The organism is Pseudomonas sp. N040 (assembly GCF_015637705.1).
In the GTDB taxonomy this organism is placed as follows: Bacteria; Pseudomonadota; Gammaproteobacteria; order Pseudomonadales; family Pseudomonadaceae; genus Aquipseudomonas.
Genome location: NZ_JADOBE010000003.1, coordinates 341,602 through 360,977, shown reverse-complemented (window position 1 = coordinate 360,977; position 19,376 = coordinate 341,602). Strand labels below are relative to the sequence as shown.

Sequence of the window (19,376 nt, the reverse complement as noted above, 5' to 3'; positions counted from 1 at the left end):
GTTAGACTGGCCACCGGATTACACGCTGGAGAACCCCGTGTTCAAGGAACTCAGCATCAGGAGCCGGCTGCTCCTGCTTTCCCTGCTTCCCGCCGGCCTGCTGGCCAGCCTGCTCGGCTGGCTCGTGCTGGCGCCCATCCCGCTGCCAGACGGGTACCCTGCGCTGCTCGCCCTGGGGCCGGCCCTGCTGGTGCCGGGTCTGGGCAGCCTGCTGGCCCTGCGCTGGGCGCATGCCATCGAGCTGCAACTGCAGCAAGCGCTGGCTCGGCAGCAGGGCAACGGCACCCCGCCAGAACCCGCGAGCGAACAGCAGAGCCGCGACAGCCTCGACATCCAGCACTTCGAACTGCAGCTGTTGCGCCAGCAGGCCCGGGAGGCGAACCGCAGCAAGGCGGAGTTCCTCAGCAACATGAGTCACGAACTGCGCACGCCGCTCAACGGCATCCTCGGCTTTGCCGATCTGCTGGGCAAAACCGCCCTCGACGCCGGGCAGCGCGATTACCTGCAGACCATCCAGCAGTCGGCCGGCAACCTGCTCGGCCTGCTCGGCAAGGTCCTCGACTTTGCCAGCCTGGAGAATGGCCAGGTGCAACTGGACAGCAGCGTGTTCAACCTGCGCGACCTGGTCCAGGACAGCCTGGCGCTGCTGGCACCGGCGGCCCACGAGAAACACCTGGAGCTGGTCAGCCTGGTATACCGCGACACCCCGACCATGCTGATCGGCGATCCGCTGCGCCTGCAGCAGATCCTCGGCCAGCTGATCAACAACGCCATCAAGTTCACCGCCCACGGCAGCGTGGTGGTGCGCGCCATGCTGGAGGACGAGCACGAGGATGTCGTCGAGCTGCGCATCAGCGTGCAGGATTCGGGTATCGGCCTGGAACCGGCGGCAGCGCAGCGGCTGTTCGACGCCTTCAACCAGGCCGACAACTCGCTGACCCGCCAGGCCGGTGGCGCCGGGCTGGGGCTGACGATCTGCCAGCACCTGATAGGCCTGATGGGCGGCTCGATCGGCATCGACAGCGTGCCCGGTGAAGGCGCGGAGTTCTGGATCAGCCTGCGCCTGGCCAAGGCCAGCCAACCCGACGCGCTGCCACCGGCAGTCCTGCGCGGGCGGCGCGTGGCCGTCTTCGAAGCCCATCCACTGGCACAACAGTCGCTGCAGCATCAGCTGGCCGACTGCGGCGTCGAGGTGTGCGGCTTTGCCAGCATGGAGGAACTGCTGCAGGCCCTCGGTTCGCAAGCGCCGGAGCTGGCCGTGATCGGCACCAGCCAGCGCACGCTGCCCGCCGAACAGCTCGCCGGCTACCTGCAGCAACTGCGCCAGCACGGTTGCCCGGCCCTGGTGCTGTGCCCGACCACCGAGCAGCCGCTGTTCGCGGATGCCCTGCAGGATGCCGGGGGCCTGCTGCAGTTCAAGCCTGCCGCTACCCGCAAGCTGCTGCAGGCGCTGGGCGAACTGCTCGCGCCGGGCCTGGTCAGCTCCCGGCAGGCGCGCGCGCCGGTAACCGACGAACCGCCACGGATACTGTGCGTGGATGACAACCCGGTGAACCTGCTGCTGGTCGAAACCCTGCTGGGCAACCTGGGGGCGCGGGTGATGGCCGTCGACAGCGGCTACGCAGCGCTGCAGGCGGTAGCAGAAGACCACTTCGAGCTGATCCTGATGGATATCCAGATGCCTGGCATGGACGGCCTCCAGGCTACCCGGGCGATCCGCCAGCGCGAGCAGGAGCTGCAGCTGCCGGCAGTGCCGGTCATTGCGCTGACCGCCCATGCGTTGCCGGGCCAGCAACGCGCGCTGCGCGAAGCCGGCCTCGACGACTACCGCAGCAAACCCATCAGCGAACAGCAACTGGCGCGGCTGATTCAGCAGTGGACCGGGAAAAACCTGCTGGCGGCGCTGACCGAACCGGCAGCGCCAGCCGGACCGGCCAGTCCGGCCGAAATGCCCGCCATCCTCGACGAGGCCGAGGGCCTGCGCCTGGCCGCTGGCAACGCCGAGCTGGCGAAGGATCTGCTGGCCATGTTTCTGGCCACACTGCACGACGAGCAGGCCGCGCTGCGCCAGGCCCGCGCCAGCCAGGCCCATCAGCGGCTGGCCGAGCGCGTGCATCGCCTGCTCGGCGCTACCCGCTACTGTGGCGTCCCGCAGCTGCGCGCCGCCTGCCAGCAGTGCGAGAACCTGCTCAGGCAGGATGCCGCGTACAACGGCGAGGCGCTGGACCAGCTGGACAGCGCCATCTGCTGCCTGCTGCAGGCAGCCGCGGCGCAACCGACCGCCGGCAGCAGTTCAATCTGTCACTGATTCAAGGCACACTGATTTAAGGCACTATGCCGCATCCAGGCGGAGGACCCATGGCCCAACACGATTTTCGCTACACCCTGTTCAACCCGGAACATACCCTCAACGAGTGCCGCGCCCTGTCCCCGGGGCGCTATCAGGTCACCGGAACCGGCGGCTCGATCCAGAGCGGCGACGAGCTGCTGGTCACCCTCAAGGGCAGCCGCGACCTGTGCCTGCAGCTGAGTGTGGACAAGGTTCGCCACCTGATCAGCCCGCCCGGCCAGTGGGTTGCCGTGGCTCGCGGTCCGGTTTTCGCCGAACTGGCTATTCTCAACTGGAAAGTCGACTGCGACGGCTGCGGCCAGCAGCTCGACTTCGAGTTCGCGGTCGACGCCGCGCTGGGCCAGAAGGCCCGTGCGCCGGCGGCCGAACAGCGGATCAACGCGCTCGGCTGGCGCAGCCGCGACGGCAAGCACCTGTGTCCGGCATGCCAGTCTGTCAACCAAGCCCAGAGGTAACCCGATGAAGAAACTTGCCACCCTGCTCATGCTCGGCGCCAGTCTTGGCCTGGCCGGCTGCGCCAGCGATGCGCTCAAGCTGGAGCCCAACCGCACCTATGTGGTGGAGTGGATCGGCGGGCGCCCGCTGATCGACAACAGCTACCTGACCATCACCCTCGATGAAGATGGCCGTGCGTTCGGCACGGCCGGCTGCAACCACTGGTTTGCCGCCTACACCCTGAAGGACCAGCAGATCAGTTTCGGCCAGGCCGGCAGCACGCGCATGATGTGCGCCCCGGCGTTGATGGAGCAGGAGCAAGCCTTCCTCGAGGCCCTCGGCAAGGTGCAGCGTTGGGATGTGTCAGCGACCAACCAGCTGCAACTGTGGCCCGCCGAAGGCAAGCCGCTGCGCATGTGGCCCGAAGACAACTGAGCCGGCAACCCAGCTGCCCACAAAAGCGCGCCTGACGGCGCTGATGACCCAACCCGCCAAGGACCCGAGCAACAGGAACATCCCGTGACCAAAGACCAGCTCCGCGCCGAACTCGAGCGCCAGGCGCAGCGCTTCAAGGAAATCTACAAAGGCGAGGTGACCACCTACGCCGCCCAGCCGGAACCCGAGCGCAAGCCCTGGCGCAAGCGCCCCAGCCTGATCGACCAGGCCTTCAGTGCAGAACTGGAGAAGATCGAGAAGCAACGCAAGGACGACGCTGACTGATCCAGTCCTGGACTAACCGGTTCGACCGTAGCCGGCGCTAGCTGTTGCGCTGGGCTGGGCTGGCAGCTCGGTGCCGGCCCTTTCGCGGCGAGGGCGCCGCTCCTACAACAGCATCAAAAGCCTTCCCGTCCCGGTGCCGCTGCCTTGGCCCTGTTGCAGGAACGCCGCCCCCGGCGCGAGCTGTTGCCCGCCCCAGCGGGGCGGCCGCTCAGCGCCGCCGGCCGCCGAGCAGGGAGCCGAGCAGGCCGCGCACCAGCTCGCGGCCAATCTGGTTGGCGGCCTGCCGCGCGGCGCTCTGCAGGACCTTGCCGGCGGCGCTGCCGAGCATGTCGGCGAAACCACCGGCTGCGGCCCCGGCCGCTGGCTGGCCTGCAGCCTCCGGCGCCGGCGCGGCAGCACTGGCTGCCCGCGCCTGCAGCATCTCGTAGGCCGACTCGCGATCAAACGCGCGGTCGTAGCGCCCGGCCTGTGGCGAGCGACGGATCAGCTCGGCACGTTCGCTCTCGCTCAGCGGACCGATGCGCGACTGCGGTGGTGCAATCGCCACCCGTTGCACCGGCGCCGGCGTGCCCTTGTCTTCCAGGGTACCGACCAGCGCCTCGCCGATACCCAGTTCGGTGAGTACCGCCAGCACATCCAGTGACGGATTGGGGCGGAAGCCATCGGCCACCGCGCGCAGGGATTTCTGCTCGCGCGCAGTGAAGGCGCGCAGGCCGTGCTGGATGCGCAGGCCGAGCTGGGCCAACACGCTGTCCGGCAGGTCGCCCGGCGACTGGGTGACGAAATACACCCCCACGCCCTTGGAGCGGATCAGCCGCACCACCTGCTCGAGACGCTCCTGCAGGGCCTTGGGCGTGTCGGCAAACAGCAGGTGCGCCTCATCGAAAAACAGCGCCAGCAGCGGCTTGTCGGCATCCCCACGCTCGGGCAATTGCTCGAACAGTTCGGCCAGCAGCCACAGCAGGAAGGTCGCGTAGACCTTTGGCGCCTCGTGCACCAGCCGGCTGGCATCAAGCAGGTGAATGCGCCCGCGGCCGTCGGCATCCGGGTGCAGGAGGTCCTCGAGCTGAAACGCCGGCTCGCCGAACAGCGCCTCGGCACCCTGCTGTTCGAGACTGGCCAGGCGCCGCAGCAACGCCTGCGCCGAGGCATTGGTGAACAGCGCGCGGTCTTCGCCGAGCAGTTCGGGATGCGCGGCCAGGTGATTGAGCAACGCCTTGAGATCCTTCAAATCCAGCAGCAGCAGGCCTTCGCGGTCGGCCACCTGGAATGCCGCGTACAAGGCGGCCTGCTGGCTGTCGGTGAGCTCCAGCAGATTGGCCAGCAACAACGGGCCCATTTCGCTGATGGTGGTACGCAGCGGGTGACCACTGCGGCCGGCCACATCCCAGAGGGTCACCGGGTAAGCCTGCGGCCGGTGCCCCAGCCAGGGCATACCGGCAATCCGCTCGGCCACCTTGCCCTGCGGATTGCCGGCTGCACCGAGGCCGCAGAGGTCGCCCTTGATATCCGCGGCAAACACCGCGACCCCGGCATCGCTGAAGGCTTCGGCCAGATGCTGAAGGGTCACGGTCTTGCCGGTACCGGTGGCCCCGGCGATCAGGCCGTGGCGGTTGGCCAGCTTGAGCGACTGGGCAACCGGCTGAGCGGCCGGATCAGCCCCGAGTATCAATGAATTTTCCGCCGGCATGGCGTCACTCCCTGCTAATGGATGATGGGACACATGCAGCTTGCGCCACAGCGCGGCGGCCGCGGAAAAATCGGCACCATGCGCATCGGACAGGGCCTCCGGATCGAAGCGTCGGGTGCAGCCCTCGCCTGTCACTGGCAGCGGCGCTGCGGCAGCGCGCTGGCGCGGATCACTCATCGACTCAGCGCTTGTCGTGCTGGTGCTGGGCAAATTGCTTGACCGCACGCAGCAGGTCATGCCGGCTCACCTGGCCAATCAGCTTGCCATTCTCGACCACCGGCAAACAGCGCCGTCCGCCACGCACCAGCAACTCGGTGGCCTGCATGATGTCGGTCTCCGGAGAAATCGAGAACACCTCACGCATCATGCTGGCACCGACGCTACCGCCAACCTCCTCGTAATAGGTGCCGTCGATGATGTTCTTCAGACAATCATCCGCCGACAGCAGGCCGATCAGGTGGCCATGCTCATCCACCACCGGCGCGGCATGCACGCGATGCTCCAGCAACCGGTCGATGGCCGCGAACAGATCCGTATCGGCGTGAAACGTCAGCAGGTGGCGGGTCATATAATCGCGCACGGTGATCGAGTTGAGCATCTACAGTTCTCCTTGAACCCTGGATAGCGGCGACTCAGGCAAACACCACCGTCTTGTTGTCGTGTACCAGCACGCGATCCTGAAGGTGATAGCGTAGCCCACGCGCCAGCACCATTTTCTCCACATCACGGCCCAGGCGCACCAGATCCTCGATGCTGTCGCTGTGGCTGATGCGCACTACATCCTGCTCGATGATCGGCCCGGCATCCAGTTCGTCGGTGACGTAGTGGCAGGTCGCGCCGATCAGCTTGACCCCGCGCAAAGAGGCCTGGTGGTACGGCTTGGCCCCGACGAAGGACGGCAGGAAGCTGTGGTGGATGTTGATCACCCGCCCGGCCAGGCGCTGGCAGATCTCCGCCGGCAGGATTTGCATGTAGCGCGCCAGCACCACGGCATCCGCCGCATGGGTATCGACCAGTCGCGCGACCTCGGCAAAGGCTGCCGACTTGTCCTGCGGGTTGACCGGCACATGGAAGAACGGGATGCCATGCCATTCGACCATGCTGCGCAGGTCGTCATGGTTGGAGATGACGCAGGGAATCTGGCAATCCAGCTCGTCGCTGTGCCAGCGGTGCAGCAAGTCCGCCAGGCAGTGCGACTCGCGGCTGGCCATCAGCACCACGCGCTTCTTCTGTGCCGAATCGGTGACCCGCCAGACCATGGAAAATTCCCGCGCAATCGGCGCAAAGGCCTGGGTGAAACCGGCCAGGTCGAACGGCAGGGAATCGGCGCGGATCTCATGGCGCATGAAAAACCAGCCACTGTGGGTATCCGAGTGGTGACTGGCCTCGGTAATCCAGCCGTTATAGGTGGCCAGGAAGTTGCTGACCTTGGCAACGATCCCGACGCGATCCGGACAGGCGATTACCAGGCGAAACGTGCGCATCCTCAAACTCCCAAAATGGATGAAGGCGGCCATTCTAGCCAGCGCCGACAAAAACGCCATCACGCTGTGCGCTGGATACTCGCCGCCAACTCTGCCAGGGCGCCCGGCTTGCCGGAAAACCACAGGCGGCAACTGCCTGACTGGCAGCGGATAAATCAATTAATGCCTGACGGAATAATCCGGCAAGGGCACCTGCGCGGCCAGACGCACGATAAGAACAGCTGCCGGACAATACTGTTCAGCCAATACACAACATCCATTTTTGATATGTTTAAACTTGTCGACTAAAAACCGTTTTATGAAAACTCCAGATGAATGGTTTACATAACAATATTCGCTATCTAATATTGCCCCACTGAATTTCCAATCCCGCCACCTGCAAGGTAAGCAATATGTCCCTGATCAATGAATACCGCGACACCGAAGAAGCCATCAAGCAACTTCAGGCCCGCCTGAACGACCTCAAGCAAAGCGAAAAGCTGCAAAAGGAACTTGAGTTCGAAGGCAAACTGCGTGCTCTCATGGGCGAATACAACAAGGCCCTGCCGGATATCATTGCCCTGCTCGATCCGGAATCGCGTGCCGGCAAAAGCGTACGTGCTGCCAAGCCGGTTGCCGGCAAGCGCACCCGCAAGATGAAGCAGTACGCCAACCCCAATACCGGCGAAGTGATTGAAACCAAGGGCGGCAATCACAAGACCCTGAAAGAGTGGAAAGCCAAGTGGGGCGCTGCCGTGGTTGAAAGCTGGGCCAAGCTGGTCGGCTAAGCACTTCAGCAGCAAGCGCTAGCAATAAAAAACGCCAGCATTGCTGGCGTTTTTTATTGCTATGCCCCCGTTACGAGTTGGGCACAAACCGTAGGGCGGGCTTTAGCCCACCAGGACCCTGATTCAGCGGCGGTGGGCTGAAGCCCACCCTACAAAATCGACCCCCAACAGTTAATTGGTACATAGCACTTTTTAGTGCGCTGTACTCGTTATGAATTGGTTCGTCTAAGTGCTCTTTTGCATTCGGCAATGGCAGCATTCTTATTTACAACGCAAACCATGCATGCAACTTCCACTTAACCGCGACCAACAGCGAACTCAGCCTGCCGGTTTATCCAGGCCCACCCGTTGTTGCAATTGCCCGGCATATTCACGCCAGTCGGCCAGTATTTGCCGCTGCCCTGCCGTTATTGAATCACCCACTGCCAGCAGCGCCTGATAAAACCCGTCCAGGGTAATGGGGGCACCCATCTCGCTATTGCACAAGCGCTGCTGGCAGAACAATTGCCACTGCTGCTGCTCGACAGTGCTGAGCGTGTGCGGGAAGTTGCGCGCCCGATAACGAAACAGCAACTCGGGCAGGCGCGCATCGGCAAACGGCCAGGCCTGCGTCGCCAGGCTTTCCGGTTCGGCAGCGCGCACCCGGGTGCACAGGTCACGGTCGCGCGGGGTGATGAAGCCGTCATACAGCTGCTGCTCGGGATCCGCGCTGGGAACAAAGGCTTCCTTGCCATATAGCAGCGGCAGCTTGGCCTGCCAGACCGCCGCCTGCTGCTCGAGCAGGGCGCGGCGGACCTCGCAGGCCGGCAAGTCCAGGCCGAGGCGCTGGATATCCTCGGCACGCAGCACCGACAGCGGCGCCACCACCGGGCAACGGTTGATATGCAGCAACTTCAGCGGCACCGGCAGTTCGCCCTCGCCCAGTTGCTCGCGGCGGCTGTACAGGCGCTGGCGCAAGGTCTCCGCGGTCTCTTCCAGCAAAGGTTGCGGGTCGGCCTGCAGGTCGCAGACGATCAGGGCGTTCTTGTTCTGCGGGTGCCAGGCCAGCGGCAGCACCACCGACAGATAACTGCGCGCCGCGGCAAAGCGTCCGGACACGTGCAGCAGCGGTTGCAGCAGTTTGATGCGCTCCTGCACCCGCGCCTTGTTGCGCAGGTCGAACAGGTAGTCATACAGCTTGCGCTGCCGTTCACGCACCAGCCGTGCCAGCGCAATGGTCGCACGCACGTCGGCCAGCGCATCATGTGCCTGGCCGTGCTCGATGCCGTTGGCGGCGGTGAGCCGCTCCAGCTTGAGACTGACCCGGCCGTCCTCCTGCGGCCACTCGATGCCTTCTGGGCGCAGGGCATACACGCTGCGCATCAGGTCGATCAGGTCCCAGCGGCTGTTGCCGCCCTGCCACTCGCGGGCATAGGGGTCGAAGAAGTTGCGATACAGGCTGTAGCGGGTCAGCTCGTCGTCGAAGCGCAGGCTGTTGTAACCCGCCGTGCAGGTGCCCGGCAGTGCCAGCTCGGCATGCAGGCGGGTGATGAACTCGGCCTCGCACAGCCCCTGCTCGTGCAAGCGCGCCGGAGTGATGCCGGTGATCAGGCAGGCCATCGGGTGCGGCAGGATGTCATCGGCCAACCGGCAGTACAGGTTCAGCGGCGCGCCGATTTCGTTGAGTGCCTCATCGGTGCGGATACCCGCCACCTGCAACGGCCGGTCACAGCGCGGATTGATCCCGGTGGTTTCGTAGTCGTACCAGAAAATTGTCGAAGCCAAGTCAGATTCCTTATCAGAAGCCCCAAGCGCTGGGCAGGGAGACGCCGAGTTTAGCCGGACTGCCTGCTAACGGCTGCTTTGCCTTCCATTGCCGGCGCCTGCGGACGCCGCGCACTGCGCCCGAACCACTGGCTTGGCGGTTGCTTCGCCGGGCCTGGCTGGCTAGCATCGGGCTTTACCTGCATAGTCCTCGCATGTCGCCAACCGCCCCGCCTGCCACCCCCGCCCCGCACAGTGCCGCTGCCGCCCTGCTGGATACCTGTCTGCGGGTGGAAACCCCGGAAGGCATCGACCTAGTGCTGCGCCCGGCCGGTCTGGTGCCGCGCGCACTGGCCTTTGCCATTGACCTGGGCATCCGCGCGGCGCTGCTGCTGGTGCTCTACGTGGCCCTCGGGATGCTCGGCGAGCTCGGCATGGGCCTGGGGACCATCCTGCTGTTCCTGGTCACCTGGTGGTACATGGTGCTGTTCGAGGTGTTCAACCAGGGCCGCTCGCCGGGCAAGCAGCTCCTCGGCCTGCGGGTCATCCATGACGATGGCACGCCGGTGGGCTGGGCCGCCGCGCTGACGCGCAACCTGCTGCGCTTCGTCGACCTGCTGCCGTTCGGCTACACCCTGGGCATTCTCAGCTGCCTGAGCCATCCGGCCTGCAAGCGCCTGGGTGACCTGGCCGCCGGCACCTTGGTGGTCTATCGCGACCTGCCGGCGAGCACCCAGCAGGCGCCGGCAGTACCCGCCGAACGGGCACCCTTCGCCCTCGGCCTCGACGAGCAGCGCGCCATCCTGGCATTTGCCGAACGCCAGCACAGCCTGACGCCGGCGCGCCGTGAGGAACTCGCGGGGATCCTCGCGGACGTGCTCAAGGTACCGGCCGAACAGGCCGAGGCGCGCCTCAACGGCATCGCCCGCGGACTGCTGACATGAAGCAGGCCGCTTTCGAACACCGCCACCAGGCCGCCTGGCAGCGCTTCGCCGGCCAGCTCACGGCGCTCGAGCGCAACCAGCTGGCCGGCCAGGACTGCAGCGAGTTCGCCAGCCAGTACCGGCAGATCTGCCGGCAGCTGGCGCTGGCCGAGGCGCGCGGCTACAGCAGCCAGCTGGTCGAGCGCCTGCAGCAGCTGGCCCTGCGCGGCCACCAGCAGTTCTACCGTCACCGCAGCCATCTGGGCCCGCGCCTGCTGGCCTTCGTCCTCGGCGGCTTCGCCCGCCAGGTGCGCCGCGAATGGCGTTTCGTGCTGGCCGCCAGCCTGTGCTTCTACGGCGGCCTGCTGGGCATGGGCCTGCTGGTGTACTGGGTGCCCGAGCTGGTCTACAGCGTCATCGACCCGGCGCAGGTGCAGGCCCTGGAGTCGATGTACGACCCGGACGCCCAGCGCCTGGGCCGCTTCGCCGAGCGCGGTTCGGCCGACGACTGGGTGATGTTCGGCTACTACATCATGAACAACATCGGCATCGCCTTTCAGACCTTCGCCAGTGGCCTGCTGCTGGGGCTCGGCAGCCTGTTCTTCCTGGTCTTCAACGGCCTGATGATCGGCGCCGTGGCCGGCCACCTGAGCCAGATCGGCTATGGCGAGAGTTTCTGGTCGTTCGTCATCGGGCATGGTGCCTTCGAGCTGAACGCCATCGTGCTGGCCGGTGCCGCCGGCCTGATGCTCGGCTGGGCACTGCTCGCGCCGGGGCGCTACACGCGTGGCGAAGCGCTGCGCCTGGCCGCCCAGCGGGCCATCCAGCTGCTCGGCGGCGCCGTGCTGTTCCTGCTGCTCGCCGCCTTCATCGAGGCCTACTGGTCTTCGCTGACCTATGCCGGCGCGACCCTGAAGTACGCAGCGGGGGCCGGGCTCTGGCTGCTGGTGCTGGCCTACCTGGAATTCTCCGGAAGACACGCGCATGCGCCTGACTGACGCCAATGCGGCGATCCGCCCGCGCAGCGCCTGGGAAGCGCTGGATCTCGGTGTGCTGCTGGCGCGCCGCGATGCCGGACTGCTGATCGCCAGCTGGGCGGTGCTGACCCTGCCGCTGTTCGTCTTGCTGAGCCTGCTGCTGTGGCAATCGCCGTCCTGGGCGCTGCTGCTGTTCTGGTGGCTGAAGCCGGCCTTCGAGCGCCTGCCGCTGCATATCCTGTCGCGCTCGCTGTTTGGCGACCGGCCAAGCCTGGCTGGCGCCCTGCGCGCGCTGCCGGCCCTGCTCAAGCCGCAACTGCTGGCCAGCCTGACCTGGCGCCGCCTGAGCCCGACGCGCAGCTTCGACCTGCCGGTGCTGCAACTCGAAGGCCTGTCCGGCGCCGCGCGCAGCCAGCGCCTGGTGGTGCTCGGCCAGCGCGATACGGGGGTCGCCAGCTGGCTCACGGTGGTCGGCATGCACATCGAAACAGCCCTCTGGCTCGGCCTGCTGGCCCTGCTCTATCTGCTGTTGCCGGCGCAGCTGGCGATCGACTGGCAATGGCAGGACCTGCTAGACGTCAACAGCGCCAACTGGCTCTGGCTGGAGCACCTGTCCAACCTGCTGTATGTCCTGGTGCTGTGCGTCTGGGAGCCGGTGTACGTCGCCTGCGGTTTCAGCCTCTACCTGAACCGCCGCACCACCCTGGAAGCCTGGGACATCGAATTGCAGTTCCGCCGGCTGCGCCAGCGACTTGGCGGTTCGGCCGCTGCGCTGCTGCTCGGGGTAGCCCTGCTGCTGGCCCAGCTCCCCGCCCCGCTGTGGGCGGCCGACAGCGCCAGCAGCTGCCCGCTGCCCTTCGACGACCCGCTCGGCCCGGACAAGCCGCGCCTGCAACACCAGGCCCTGAGCAGCGCCGCCGCGCGCGAGCAGATCGCCACGCTGCTCGACCAGCCGCCGTTCGAGAACCGCGAAAGCGTGACCCGCTGGCGGCTCGGCGATGCCGCTGCCGGACAGGCGCAACCGGCGGCTGACGGCAGCCTGCTGCAGGGACTGAAAAACCTATTGCGCCTGCTCGCCCAGCTGGGCAGCCTCGAATGGCTGGCGCGGCTGCTCGAGGCCCTGCTGTGGAGCGGCCTGTTCTGCCTGCTGGCCCTGCTGGCCTGGCGCTACCGCGAGTGGCTGCAGACCTTCGGCCACCGCCTGCGCCGGTCCGCCGGCCAGGCTGGCGCCACGCCGGCGCTGCTGTTCGGCCTGCAGGTCGCGCCGGCAAGCCTGCCCGCGGACATCCCCGGCAGCGCCGAACGGCTCTGGGCCAGCCAGCCACGCGAAGCCCTCGGCCTGCTCTACCGCGGCCTGCTCAGTCGCCTGCTGGAGGATTTCCGCCTGCCGCTGAAAAGCTCGAGCACCGAGAACGAAGTGCTGCAGCTGGTCAGCCAGCTCGATCAGCCGCAGCTCAGCCAGTACAGCCTGCAACTGACCCGCCACTGGCAGGGCCTGGCCTATGGCCACCGGCTGCCACCGGCCGCCGTCGGCCAGCAGCTCTGCCGCGACTGGCGTGAACTGTTCGCCGGGGAGCACGGCGCATGAGCCGGCAGCAGCGCTTCTACCTGGGCGCCGCGGCCTTGCTGCTGCTCGGGCTGCTGGCCATCTACCTGCTGGGCCACCTGCAACCCTACGAGGAAATCCGCAAGCATGGCCCGGCCCCGGAAGTCGCGGCCAACCCGTACCTGGCCGCCGAAGCCTTCCTGCGCCAGCGCGGGGTCAAGGTCGAGCATGCCGACGACCTGCGCCAGCTGGCCAGCCTGCCCAGCCAGGGCCAGACCCTGCTGCTGTTCAGCGACCGCCAGGGCATGCCTGCCGGACAGGTTCGCCAGCTGATGGACTGGACCCACCGGGGCGGCCATCTGGTGCTGGTCGCCGAGCGCCTGTGGGACGCGGAGAAGGCCGGCAGCGGCGATCCCCTGCTCGATCCGCTGGGCATCAAGCAGATCCTCAGCGAGGACCTCGAGCCGCCAGCCCCGGCGGACGCTGCGCCAGCGCCCACCGACGAGGCCGCTGCAAACTCCGCCAACCCGGCCGCGCCACCCGCTCAGGCAGACGCCGCCGATGCGGACGAGAGCGACCACTACCCGGAGCTGACCAAGCTCTACCTGCCCGACGAAGAAGCCCCGGCCTATGCCGGCTTCGACACCCGCTTCCACCTCAACGACAGCCACAACCGCGCCCATGCCTGGGCCAACAGCGGCGCCGCCACGCACATGCTGCAGCTGTTCGCCGGCGCCGGCCTGGTCACCGTGCTGACCGATGCCTGGCTATGGGAAAACCCGCAGATCGACCAGCAGGACAACGCCTGGCTGCTCTGGTACCTGACCCAGGACAGCCAGGTGCTGCTGGTCTACCGTGCCGATCGCGACAGCCTGCCCGGCCTGCTGCTGCGGCACTTCCCGCAGGCCCTGAGCGCCCTGGCTGTGCTCCTGTTACTGAGCCTTGGCTACCACGGCGTGCGCCAGGGGCCGCTGCTGGCACCGGCCAGCCGGGACCGCCGGCAACTGCAAGAACACCTGCGCGGCAGCGCCGACTTCCTGCTGCGGCACGGCGGCCAGGCGGGCCTGCTGGCCGACCTGCAGCAGGATATCTGCCAGCAGGCCAAACGCCGCCATCCGGGCTTCGAGCGCCTGCCGATCGCCGAGCAATGGCAGCTGCTCGCCCGTTTCAGCCGCCTGCCGGCCGGCAGCATCAGCCCGCTGATGCGTCCGCCGGCGCCAGCGCCATTGTCCGCCAGTGCCTTCACCCGCCAGGTCCACCAGTTGCAGAACCTGCGCAACCGCCTCGACCGCGGCAGCGCCAGTGCCACCCCACCCGGCGCCGCGACGCGCCGGCCAGCCCCCGAAAAAGCCGTAGTGCCTACCCCACTTGCCCGATCAGGAAACACCCATGAGCGATGAACCCGTAGTACCCGACGTCAGCAGCGCAACGGCCGCGCCCGGCACCAGCAGCAGCCAGCGCCAGCGCGCCAGCCAGCTGGCCCAGGCGTTGCGCGCAGAACTGCAGAAGGCCCTGATCGGCCAGACTGCGGTGATCGACGACCTGCTGACGGCGCTGCTCGCCGGTGGTCACGTGCTGGTCGAGGGCATCCCCGGACTGGGCAAGACCCTGCTGGTGCGGGCCCTGGCGCGCTGCTTCGGCGGCGAGTTCGCGCGCATCCAGTTCACCCCCGACCTGATGCCCAGCGACGTCACCGGGCATGCGGTCTACGACCTGCAGTCCGAGCAGTTCAAGCTGCGCAAGGGCCCGGTGTTCTGCAACCTGCTGCTGGCCGACGAGATCAACCGCGCGCCGGCCAAGACCCAGGCGGCGCTGCTGGAAGTCATGCAGGAACGCCAGGTGACCCTCGAGGGCCGCCCGCTGCCGGTGCCGCTGCCGTTCCTGGTGATGGCCACGCAGAACCCGATCGAGCAGGAAGGCACCTACCCGCTGCCGGAGGCGGAACTCGACCGTTTCATGCTCAAGCTGCGCATCGACTACCCGCAGCATGCCGAGGAACTGGAGATGGTGCGCCAGGTCACCCGCTCGGTTCGCGGCGAGATCCTCGACGTGGCGGCGCTGCGCACCCTGCTGCAACCGCGCGATGTGCTGGCGCTGCAGAAGATCGCCAGCGACCTGCCGATCGACGCTCAGGTCCTCGACTACGCCGTGCGTCTGGCGCGCACCACGCGCAGCTGGCCGGGGCTGATGCTCGGCGCCGGCCCGCGCGCCTCGATCGCTCTGGTGCGCGGCGGGCGTGCCCGGGCCCTGCTGCGCGGCGGCGAGTTCGTGCTGCCGGACGACGTCAAGGGCTGCGCCCTGGCGGTGCTGCGCCATCGCGTGCGGCTGTCGCCGGAACTGGATATCGAGGGGCTGAGCGTGGACCAGGTGTTGCGCCAGCTGATCGATCAGGTACCGGCGCCGCGGCTATGAGCTGGTCGCCTGGCTTTTTCGGTAAAGCGTTGCCTGAGCATTTGCGTGGGCTCGCAGCGCTTTCCTCGGCGTTTGACTACTGGTTGCGCCCTGCACGGCGCCTTACTTTCTCTTTGTTTGCGCAAAGAGAAAGTAAGCAAAGAGAAAGCGCCCCCGGCATCCGGCCCCGAGCGCTGCGCGTTCGGGGTGCGTTCGCTCCATCGGCGCTCCAGGGGCCCGCTGCGATGGGCCGTCCATGGCCCAGCGCAGCTCTCGCGGCATCCATGCCGCTCACCACTCTCCACACCGACTCCGCTCTCCCTCCTGACGGGACTGTCAGTCCGTGCCAGCCAGGAAGTTTATCGATCGGTTTGGTAGGGCGGTGCGGCTGGCGACCAGGCCCCGTCAGGAGGCCGAGTGCAGGTGCTGTGCAGAGGGGCATTTGGCAAGGATGCCAAATGAGGAACGATGGGCCATGGATGGCCCTTCGCGACGACCCTCGGAGCAGTGCCGGAGCGAGGGCAGTCGAGCGCAGCGAGACCCGGATGCCGGGGGGTGTTTCTTTTGCTTACTTTTCTTTGCACAAGCAAAGAAAAGTGAGGCGCCCGGCGGGGCGAAACGTGTGGTTGGAGGCCGAGCAATGTGCGCTGAGCCAACCCATTCCGCTGGGCCAACTCCGTTGAACAACTCTGCCCTGAGGCCCTCACACCGCCTGCTCGGCCTGGCCGCCGCGCTGGCCGGGCTGGCTGTCCTGCTCGAAGCCCTGCCGCTGCTCGGCGTTGCCCTGCCGCCACAGCTCGCCCCGCTGTGGTGGGGCCTGCTGTGCAGCCTGCTGCTGGCCGCCCTGCTCGACGCCCGGTTGCTGCGTCGCCTGCCGACGCCACAGGTGCAGCGCGAGCTGACGGGCAACCTGCCGCTCAGCCGCTGGAGCGAGGTGCGCCTGCACCTGCAGTACAGCGGCAACCAGCCGATCCGCATCGGCGTGTTCGACCACGTCCCGGCCGGCATGGCCTGCGACAGCTTTCCGCTGTCGGTCACTCTGCTCCCCGGGCACAGCTGCGAACTCGGCTACCGCCTGCGCCCGTTGCAGCGCGGCCACTTCCATTTCAGCTGCTGCGAACTGCAGCTGCCCGGCCCGCTCGGGCTGTGGCAAGGCCGGCGCCTGCTCGAGCTGCCTGGGGAAACGCGGGTCTACCCAGACTTCGCGCGCCTGCACGGAGCCGAACTGATGGCCGTCGACGACTGGCTGCAGCAGCTCGGCGTGCGCCAGCAGCAACGCCGCGGGCTGGGCATGGAATTTCACCAGCTGCGCGAGTTCCGTGATGGCGACACCCTGCGCCAGATCGACTGGAAAGCCACTGCGCGCAAGCGTACACCGATCGTCCGCGAGTACCAGGACGAACGCGACCAGCAGATCATCTTCCTGCTCGACTGCGGCCGGCGCATGCGCAGCCAGGACGGCGAACTGGCGCACTTCGATCACGCCCTGAATGCCAGCCTGCTGCTGGCTTATGTGGCCCTGCGCCAGGGCGATGCGGTGGGCCTGAGTACCTTCGCCGGCGAGCAGCCGCGCTTCCTCGCCCCCGCCAAGGGGATGGCGCAACTCAGCGCCCTGCTCAACAGCGTGTACGACCTGCACAGCACCCAGCGCCCGGCGGACTACGCGGCGGCGGTCAGCCAGCTGCTGGCGCGGCAGAAGCGCCGCGCCCTGGTGGTGCTGATCAGCAACCTGCGCGACGAGGAGGACGAAGAACTGCTGGGAGCACTCAAGCGCCTGGGTCGCCAGCACCTGGTCCTGCTCGCCAGCCTGCGCGAAGAAGTGCTCGATCGCCTGCGTGAGGAGCCGGTGGACAACTATGCCCAGGCGCTGGCCTACTGCGGCACGGTCGGCTACCTGAATGCCCGCGGCAGCCTGCACGAGCGCCTGCGCGCCAACGGCGTGCCGCTGCTCGATGTGCGTCCCAGTGAGCTGGGGCCGCAGCTGGTCAGCCGCTACCTGGCCTGGAAAAAGGCCGGGGTACTCTGAGCCAGCGACACACCTGGGGATGCGGGCCGCAGATAAACTGAATGCCCGCACGCGCGGGGTAGGAGCCAGCTTGCTGGCGATGCCTCTCGTACCCCGGATCGCCAGCAAGCTGGCTCCTACAATGGCTGCGCGACCGGTTCAGATCATGCCGGACCAATAAACCCCAATTCCACCCACGCAAGGACCCGCCCGATGCTCACTCTCCACCACCTGGAAACCTCACGCTCGCAACGCATCCTCTGGCTGCTGGAAGAACTCAAGATCCCCTATGAACTGAAGCTCTACCAGCGCAACCCGCAGACCCGGCTGGCGCCGCCGGAACTGAAAGCGATTCATCCGCTGGGCAAGTCGCCGGTGATCACCGACGGCGCGGTGACGGTCGCCGAGTCCGCGGCGATCATCGAATACCTGGTGGAAACCTACGGCCATCTCGGCCAGGGCGAACTGGCCAGCCTGACCCCGGCGGCCGGCAGCGAGGCACACCGCCAGTGCCGTTTCTGGATGCATTACGCCGAAGGCTCGCTGATGAACTGGCTGGTCATGAAGCTGGTGTTCACCACCATCCCGACCCAACCGATGCCGTTCTTCGTCCGCCCGATCGCCCGCAAGCTGTGCCAGCAGGTACAGGCCAAACTGGTCGATCCGAACATCAACACGGCGCTGGCGTTCATCGAGCAGCACCTGGCCAGCCACACCTGGTTTGCCGGCGAGCAACTGAGCATGGCCGACTTCCAGATGAGCTTCGCCGTGGAAGCGCTGCTCGCGCGCGGTGAGGACGCCACCCGCTACCCGCACCTGCAAGCCTACAAGCAGCGCATGCTGCAGCGCCCGGCCTACCAGCGCGCCATCCAGGTCGGCGGCCCGGTACTCCGGGCCTGACCGCCAACCGCCACCGGTGCCCGGCTAGGCGGCCTTGCCCGGACGCCGGTGCGGATGGCTGTGGCTGCCGGCCAGGACGGCGATGGCGCAGAGCACCACGAAGGTGGCGGCGTTGGCCGGGATCTGCAGGTTGAAGTCGGTGCCGGAGTGGATCAGCAGGGCGAGGATGCCCATGGCCGCGCCGAAACCGACGCCGCTGCGGTACACCGACTGGCGCTGCCACAGGGCGCGCAGCGCATGCCACAGGGCCAGCAGGACGAAAGCCGCCAGCGACAGGCTGCCGAGCAGGCCGTACTCGATACCGAACTGCAGGTAGTCGTTGTGCGCGTGGTCGAAGTGGCCGCGGATATCGGCGCCGGGGTATTTGGGGAAGGCCGCCTCGAAGCTGCCGGCACCCTGGCCGGACAGCGGCCGTTCGAGCAGCAGCGGCAAGGCGTAACCGAACACGTCGGGGCGGTCTTCGGTGGACTGCTTCACCACCACCCCTTCGACCACCACATCCGTCAACTGCGTATTGACGATGCGCTCGCGCAGTTGCTCGAGGCCGAAGTACTGGCTGATCACCAGCACGTCGATGAGGATGATGCTGGCCAGGATCAGGCTGTTGCGCAGGCGATGTTGCCGTTCCAGCAGCACGAACAGGCCGCCGACCAGCAGCAGGCTGACAAAGAAGGCAGTGTTGCCGGTGCGCGAACGGGTCAGCACCAGAGCGATGACCATCACCACCAGCGCCAGGCGCAGGCGTGCCTTCGGTCCGAGCAGCAACTCCAGCACATTCACCCAACTGAACGGCCGGCCATCGCGCAGCGCCAGCAGCAGGCCGATGCCGCAGGCCAGGCTCATCTCCAGGTAGCCGGCGAGGTGGTTGCGGTTGACGAAGGTACCGGTGGCAACGCCGACGCCGGTGTCCTTCGGGCCGACCAGCAGCCACTCGACTCCCGACAGGGTCATGAATGAACCCCAGAACGCCTGCAGGGTGCCGCTGACGACCAGGATCGCGAGCAGCAGGCTGAGCCGCTTGCGCGTGTGCATCAGGCTGACGGTCAGCAGAAACAGCAGGCTGTAGGCTATTCCCAGCAGCAGGTATTTGAAGGTTGCGCCGTTATCGACGCTCAGCCCGCTGAGCCACTGCACGGCGACCCAGGCCTGGGTTGCCAGCAGCAGGGCCAGCATGGGCCGCGCCGCGTGCAGGGTGATGCGGCTGGCGGGTCCGAGCAGGCCGCGCCAGCAGGCCAGCGCCCAGCCGGCAGCGAGGATGCCGGTGCACAGGCTGAATAGCCCGATCGCCCAGTCGCGGTTGCTGCCCAGCGGCAGGGGCAGCCAGAGCAGCAGCAGGAGAAGCCCGGCTACGAGGAAGCGCTCGAGAAGACTGCTGGTGTGAGGCATGGCTGGGTTGATCCGCGCGCTGGTTGGCTGGCCGACAGGCGGCTGGCGCCTGCGGCAAA

Annotated in this window: 17 protein-coding genes; 12 read left to right on the top strand and 5 right to left on the bottom strand. The window is 67.0% G+C overall.

Annotated elements, in window-relative coordinates; genetic code table 11:
• Positions 1-37: 37 nt before the first annotated feature.
• The 4 genes from ISX93_RS07030 to ISX93_RS07015 all read left to right on the top strand — a co-directional run bounded on the left by ISX93_RS07030 (position 38) and on the right by ISX93_RS07015 (position 3,505).
• Positions 38-2,308, top strand: coding sequence for a response regulator (locus ISX93_RS07030; RefSeq protein ID WP_195777994.1), 2,271 nt, complete (start codon positions 38-40; stop codon positions 2,306-2,308).
• A 50-nt stretch (positions 2,309-2,358) separates the two neighbouring features.
• Positions 2,359-2,805 carry a hypothetical protein gene (locus tag ISX93_RS07025; protein WP_195777993.1) on the top strand — a complete coding sequence of 149 codons (447 nt, stop codon included), beginning with the start codon at positions 2,359-2,361 and terminating at the stop codon, positions 2,803-2,805.
• A 4-nt stretch (positions 2,806-2,809) separates the two neighbouring features.
• Positions 2,810-3,220: an META domain-containing protein gene (locus tag ISX93_RS07020; RefSeq protein WP_195777992.1), complete on the top strand. Its 411-nt coding sequence runs from the start codon at positions 2,810-2,812 to the stop codon at positions 3,218-3,220.
• Positions 3,221-3,304: 84 nt separating this feature from the next.
• On the top strand, positions 3,305-3,505 hold the full coding sequence (locus ISX93_RS07015; protein ID WP_195777991.1) for a hypothetical protein: 201 nt from the start codon (positions 3,305-3,307) through the stop codon (positions 3,503-3,505).
• Between the two features lie 208 nt (positions 3,506-3,713).
• Here the strand turns inward: ISX93_RS07015 and ISX93_RS07010 are convergent, their stop codons facing one another.
• The 3 genes from ISX93_RS07010 to purU all read right to left on the bottom strand — a co-directional run bounded on the left by ISX93_RS07010 (position 3,714) and on the right by purU (position 6,679).
• Positions 3,714-5,195: a helicase HerA-like domain-containing protein gene (locus ISX93_RS07010; RefSeq protein WP_195778026.1), complete on the bottom strand. Its 1,482-nt coding sequence runs from the start codon at positions 5,193-5,195 to the stop codon at positions 3,714-3,716.
• Positions 5,196-5,376: 181 nt separating this feature from the next.
• The gene (locus ISX93_RS07005) at positions 5,377-5,793 is read right to left on the bottom strand and encodes a CBS domain-containing protein (RefSeq protein ID WP_195777990.1); all 417 of its coding nucleotides are present in this window, start codon (positions 5,791-5,793) and stop codon (positions 5,377-5,379) included.
• Positions 5,794-5,827: 34 nt separating this feature from the next.
• Complete coding sequence (gene purU / locus ISX93_RS07000; protein ID WP_195777989.1) at positions 5,828-6,679, bottom strand: formyltetrahydrofolate deformylase; 852 nt, start codon at positions 6,677-6,679, stop codon at positions 5,828-5,830.
• Between the two features lie 392 nt (positions 6,680-7,071).
• Between purU and mvaT the strand changes: the two genes are divergently transcribed.
• Positions 7,072-7,446 carry a histone-like nucleoid-structuring protein MvaT gene (mvaT, locus tag ISX93_RS06995; RefSeq protein ID WP_195777988.1) on the top strand — a complete coding sequence of 125 codons (375 nt, stop codon included), beginning with the start codon at positions 7,072-7,074 and terminating at the stop codon, positions 7,444-7,446.
• A 318-nt stretch (positions 7,447-7,764) separates the two neighbouring features.
• On the opposite strand, the gene sbcB is transcribed toward mvaT, so the two are convergent.
• Positions 7,765-9,210 (bottom strand): exodeoxyribonuclease I, encoded by a 1,446-nt coding sequence (sbcB, locus tag ISX93_RS06990; protein WP_195777987.1) that lies wholly within the window; start codon positions 9,208-9,210, stop codon positions 7,765-7,767.
• 194 nt (positions 9,211-9,404) lie between these two features.
• On the opposite strand from sbcB, the gene ISX93_RS06985 reads away from it, so the two are divergent.
• The 7 genes from ISX93_RS06985 to ISX93_RS06955 all read left to right on the top strand — a co-directional run bounded on the left by ISX93_RS06985 (position 9,405) and on the right by ISX93_RS06955 (position 17,931).
• Complete coding sequence (locus ISX93_RS06985) at positions 9,405-10,133, top strand: RDD family protein (protein ID WP_195777986.1); 729 nt, start codon at positions 9,405-9,407, stop codon at positions 10,131-10,133.
• Positions 10,130-11,110: a stage II sporulation protein M gene (locus ISX93_RS06980; RefSeq protein ID WP_195777985.1), complete on the top strand. Its 981-nt coding sequence runs from the start codon at positions 10,130-10,132 to the stop codon at positions 11,108-11,110. Before ISX93_RS06985 ends, ISX93_RS06980 begins: the two co-directional genes overlap by 4 nt.
• Positions 11,097-12,677, top strand: a complete 1,581-nt coding sequence (locus ISX93_RS06975) for a DUF4129 domain-containing protein (protein ID WP_195777984.1) — start codon at positions 11,097-11,099, stop codon at positions 12,675-12,677. The genes ISX93_RS06980 and ISX93_RS06975 overlap by 14 nt, the downstream gene beginning before the upstream one ends.
• Complete coding sequence (locus ISX93_RS06970; RefSeq protein WP_195777983.1) at positions 12,674-14,035, top strand: DUF4350 domain-containing protein; 1,362 nt, start codon at positions 12,674-12,676, stop codon at positions 14,033-14,035. Before ISX93_RS06975 ends, ISX93_RS06970 begins: the two co-directional genes overlap by 4 nt.
• Complete coding sequence (locus ISX93_RS06965; RefSeq protein WP_195777982.1) at positions 14,025-15,047, top strand: AAA family ATPase; 1,023 nt, start codon at positions 14,025-14,027, stop codon at positions 15,045-15,047. The genes ISX93_RS06970 and ISX93_RS06965 overlap by 11 nt, the downstream gene beginning before the upstream one ends.
• Before the next feature lie 673 nt (positions 15,048-15,720).
• Positions 15,721-17,052: a DUF58 domain-containing protein gene (locus tag ISX93_RS06960; RefSeq protein ID WP_195778025.1), complete on the top strand. Its 1,332-nt coding sequence runs from the start codon at positions 15,721-15,723 to the stop codon at positions 17,050-17,052.
• 192 nt (positions 17,053-17,244) lie between these two features.
• On the top strand, positions 17,245-17,931 hold the full coding sequence (locus tag ISX93_RS06955) for a glutathione S-transferase family protein (RefSeq protein WP_195777981.1): 687 nt from the start codon (positions 17,245-17,247) through the stop codon (positions 17,929-17,931).
• Positions 17,932-17,955: 24 nt separating this feature from the next.
• Here ISX93_RS06955 and ISX93_RS06950 read toward each other — a convergent pair whose 3' ends face one another.
• Positions 17,956-19,317, bottom strand: a complete 1,362-nt coding sequence (locus ISX93_RS06950) for an O-antigen ligase family protein (protein WP_195777980.1) — start codon at positions 19,315-19,317, stop codon at positions 17,956-17,958.
• Between the last annotated feature and the right edge of the window lie 59 nt (positions 19,318-19,376).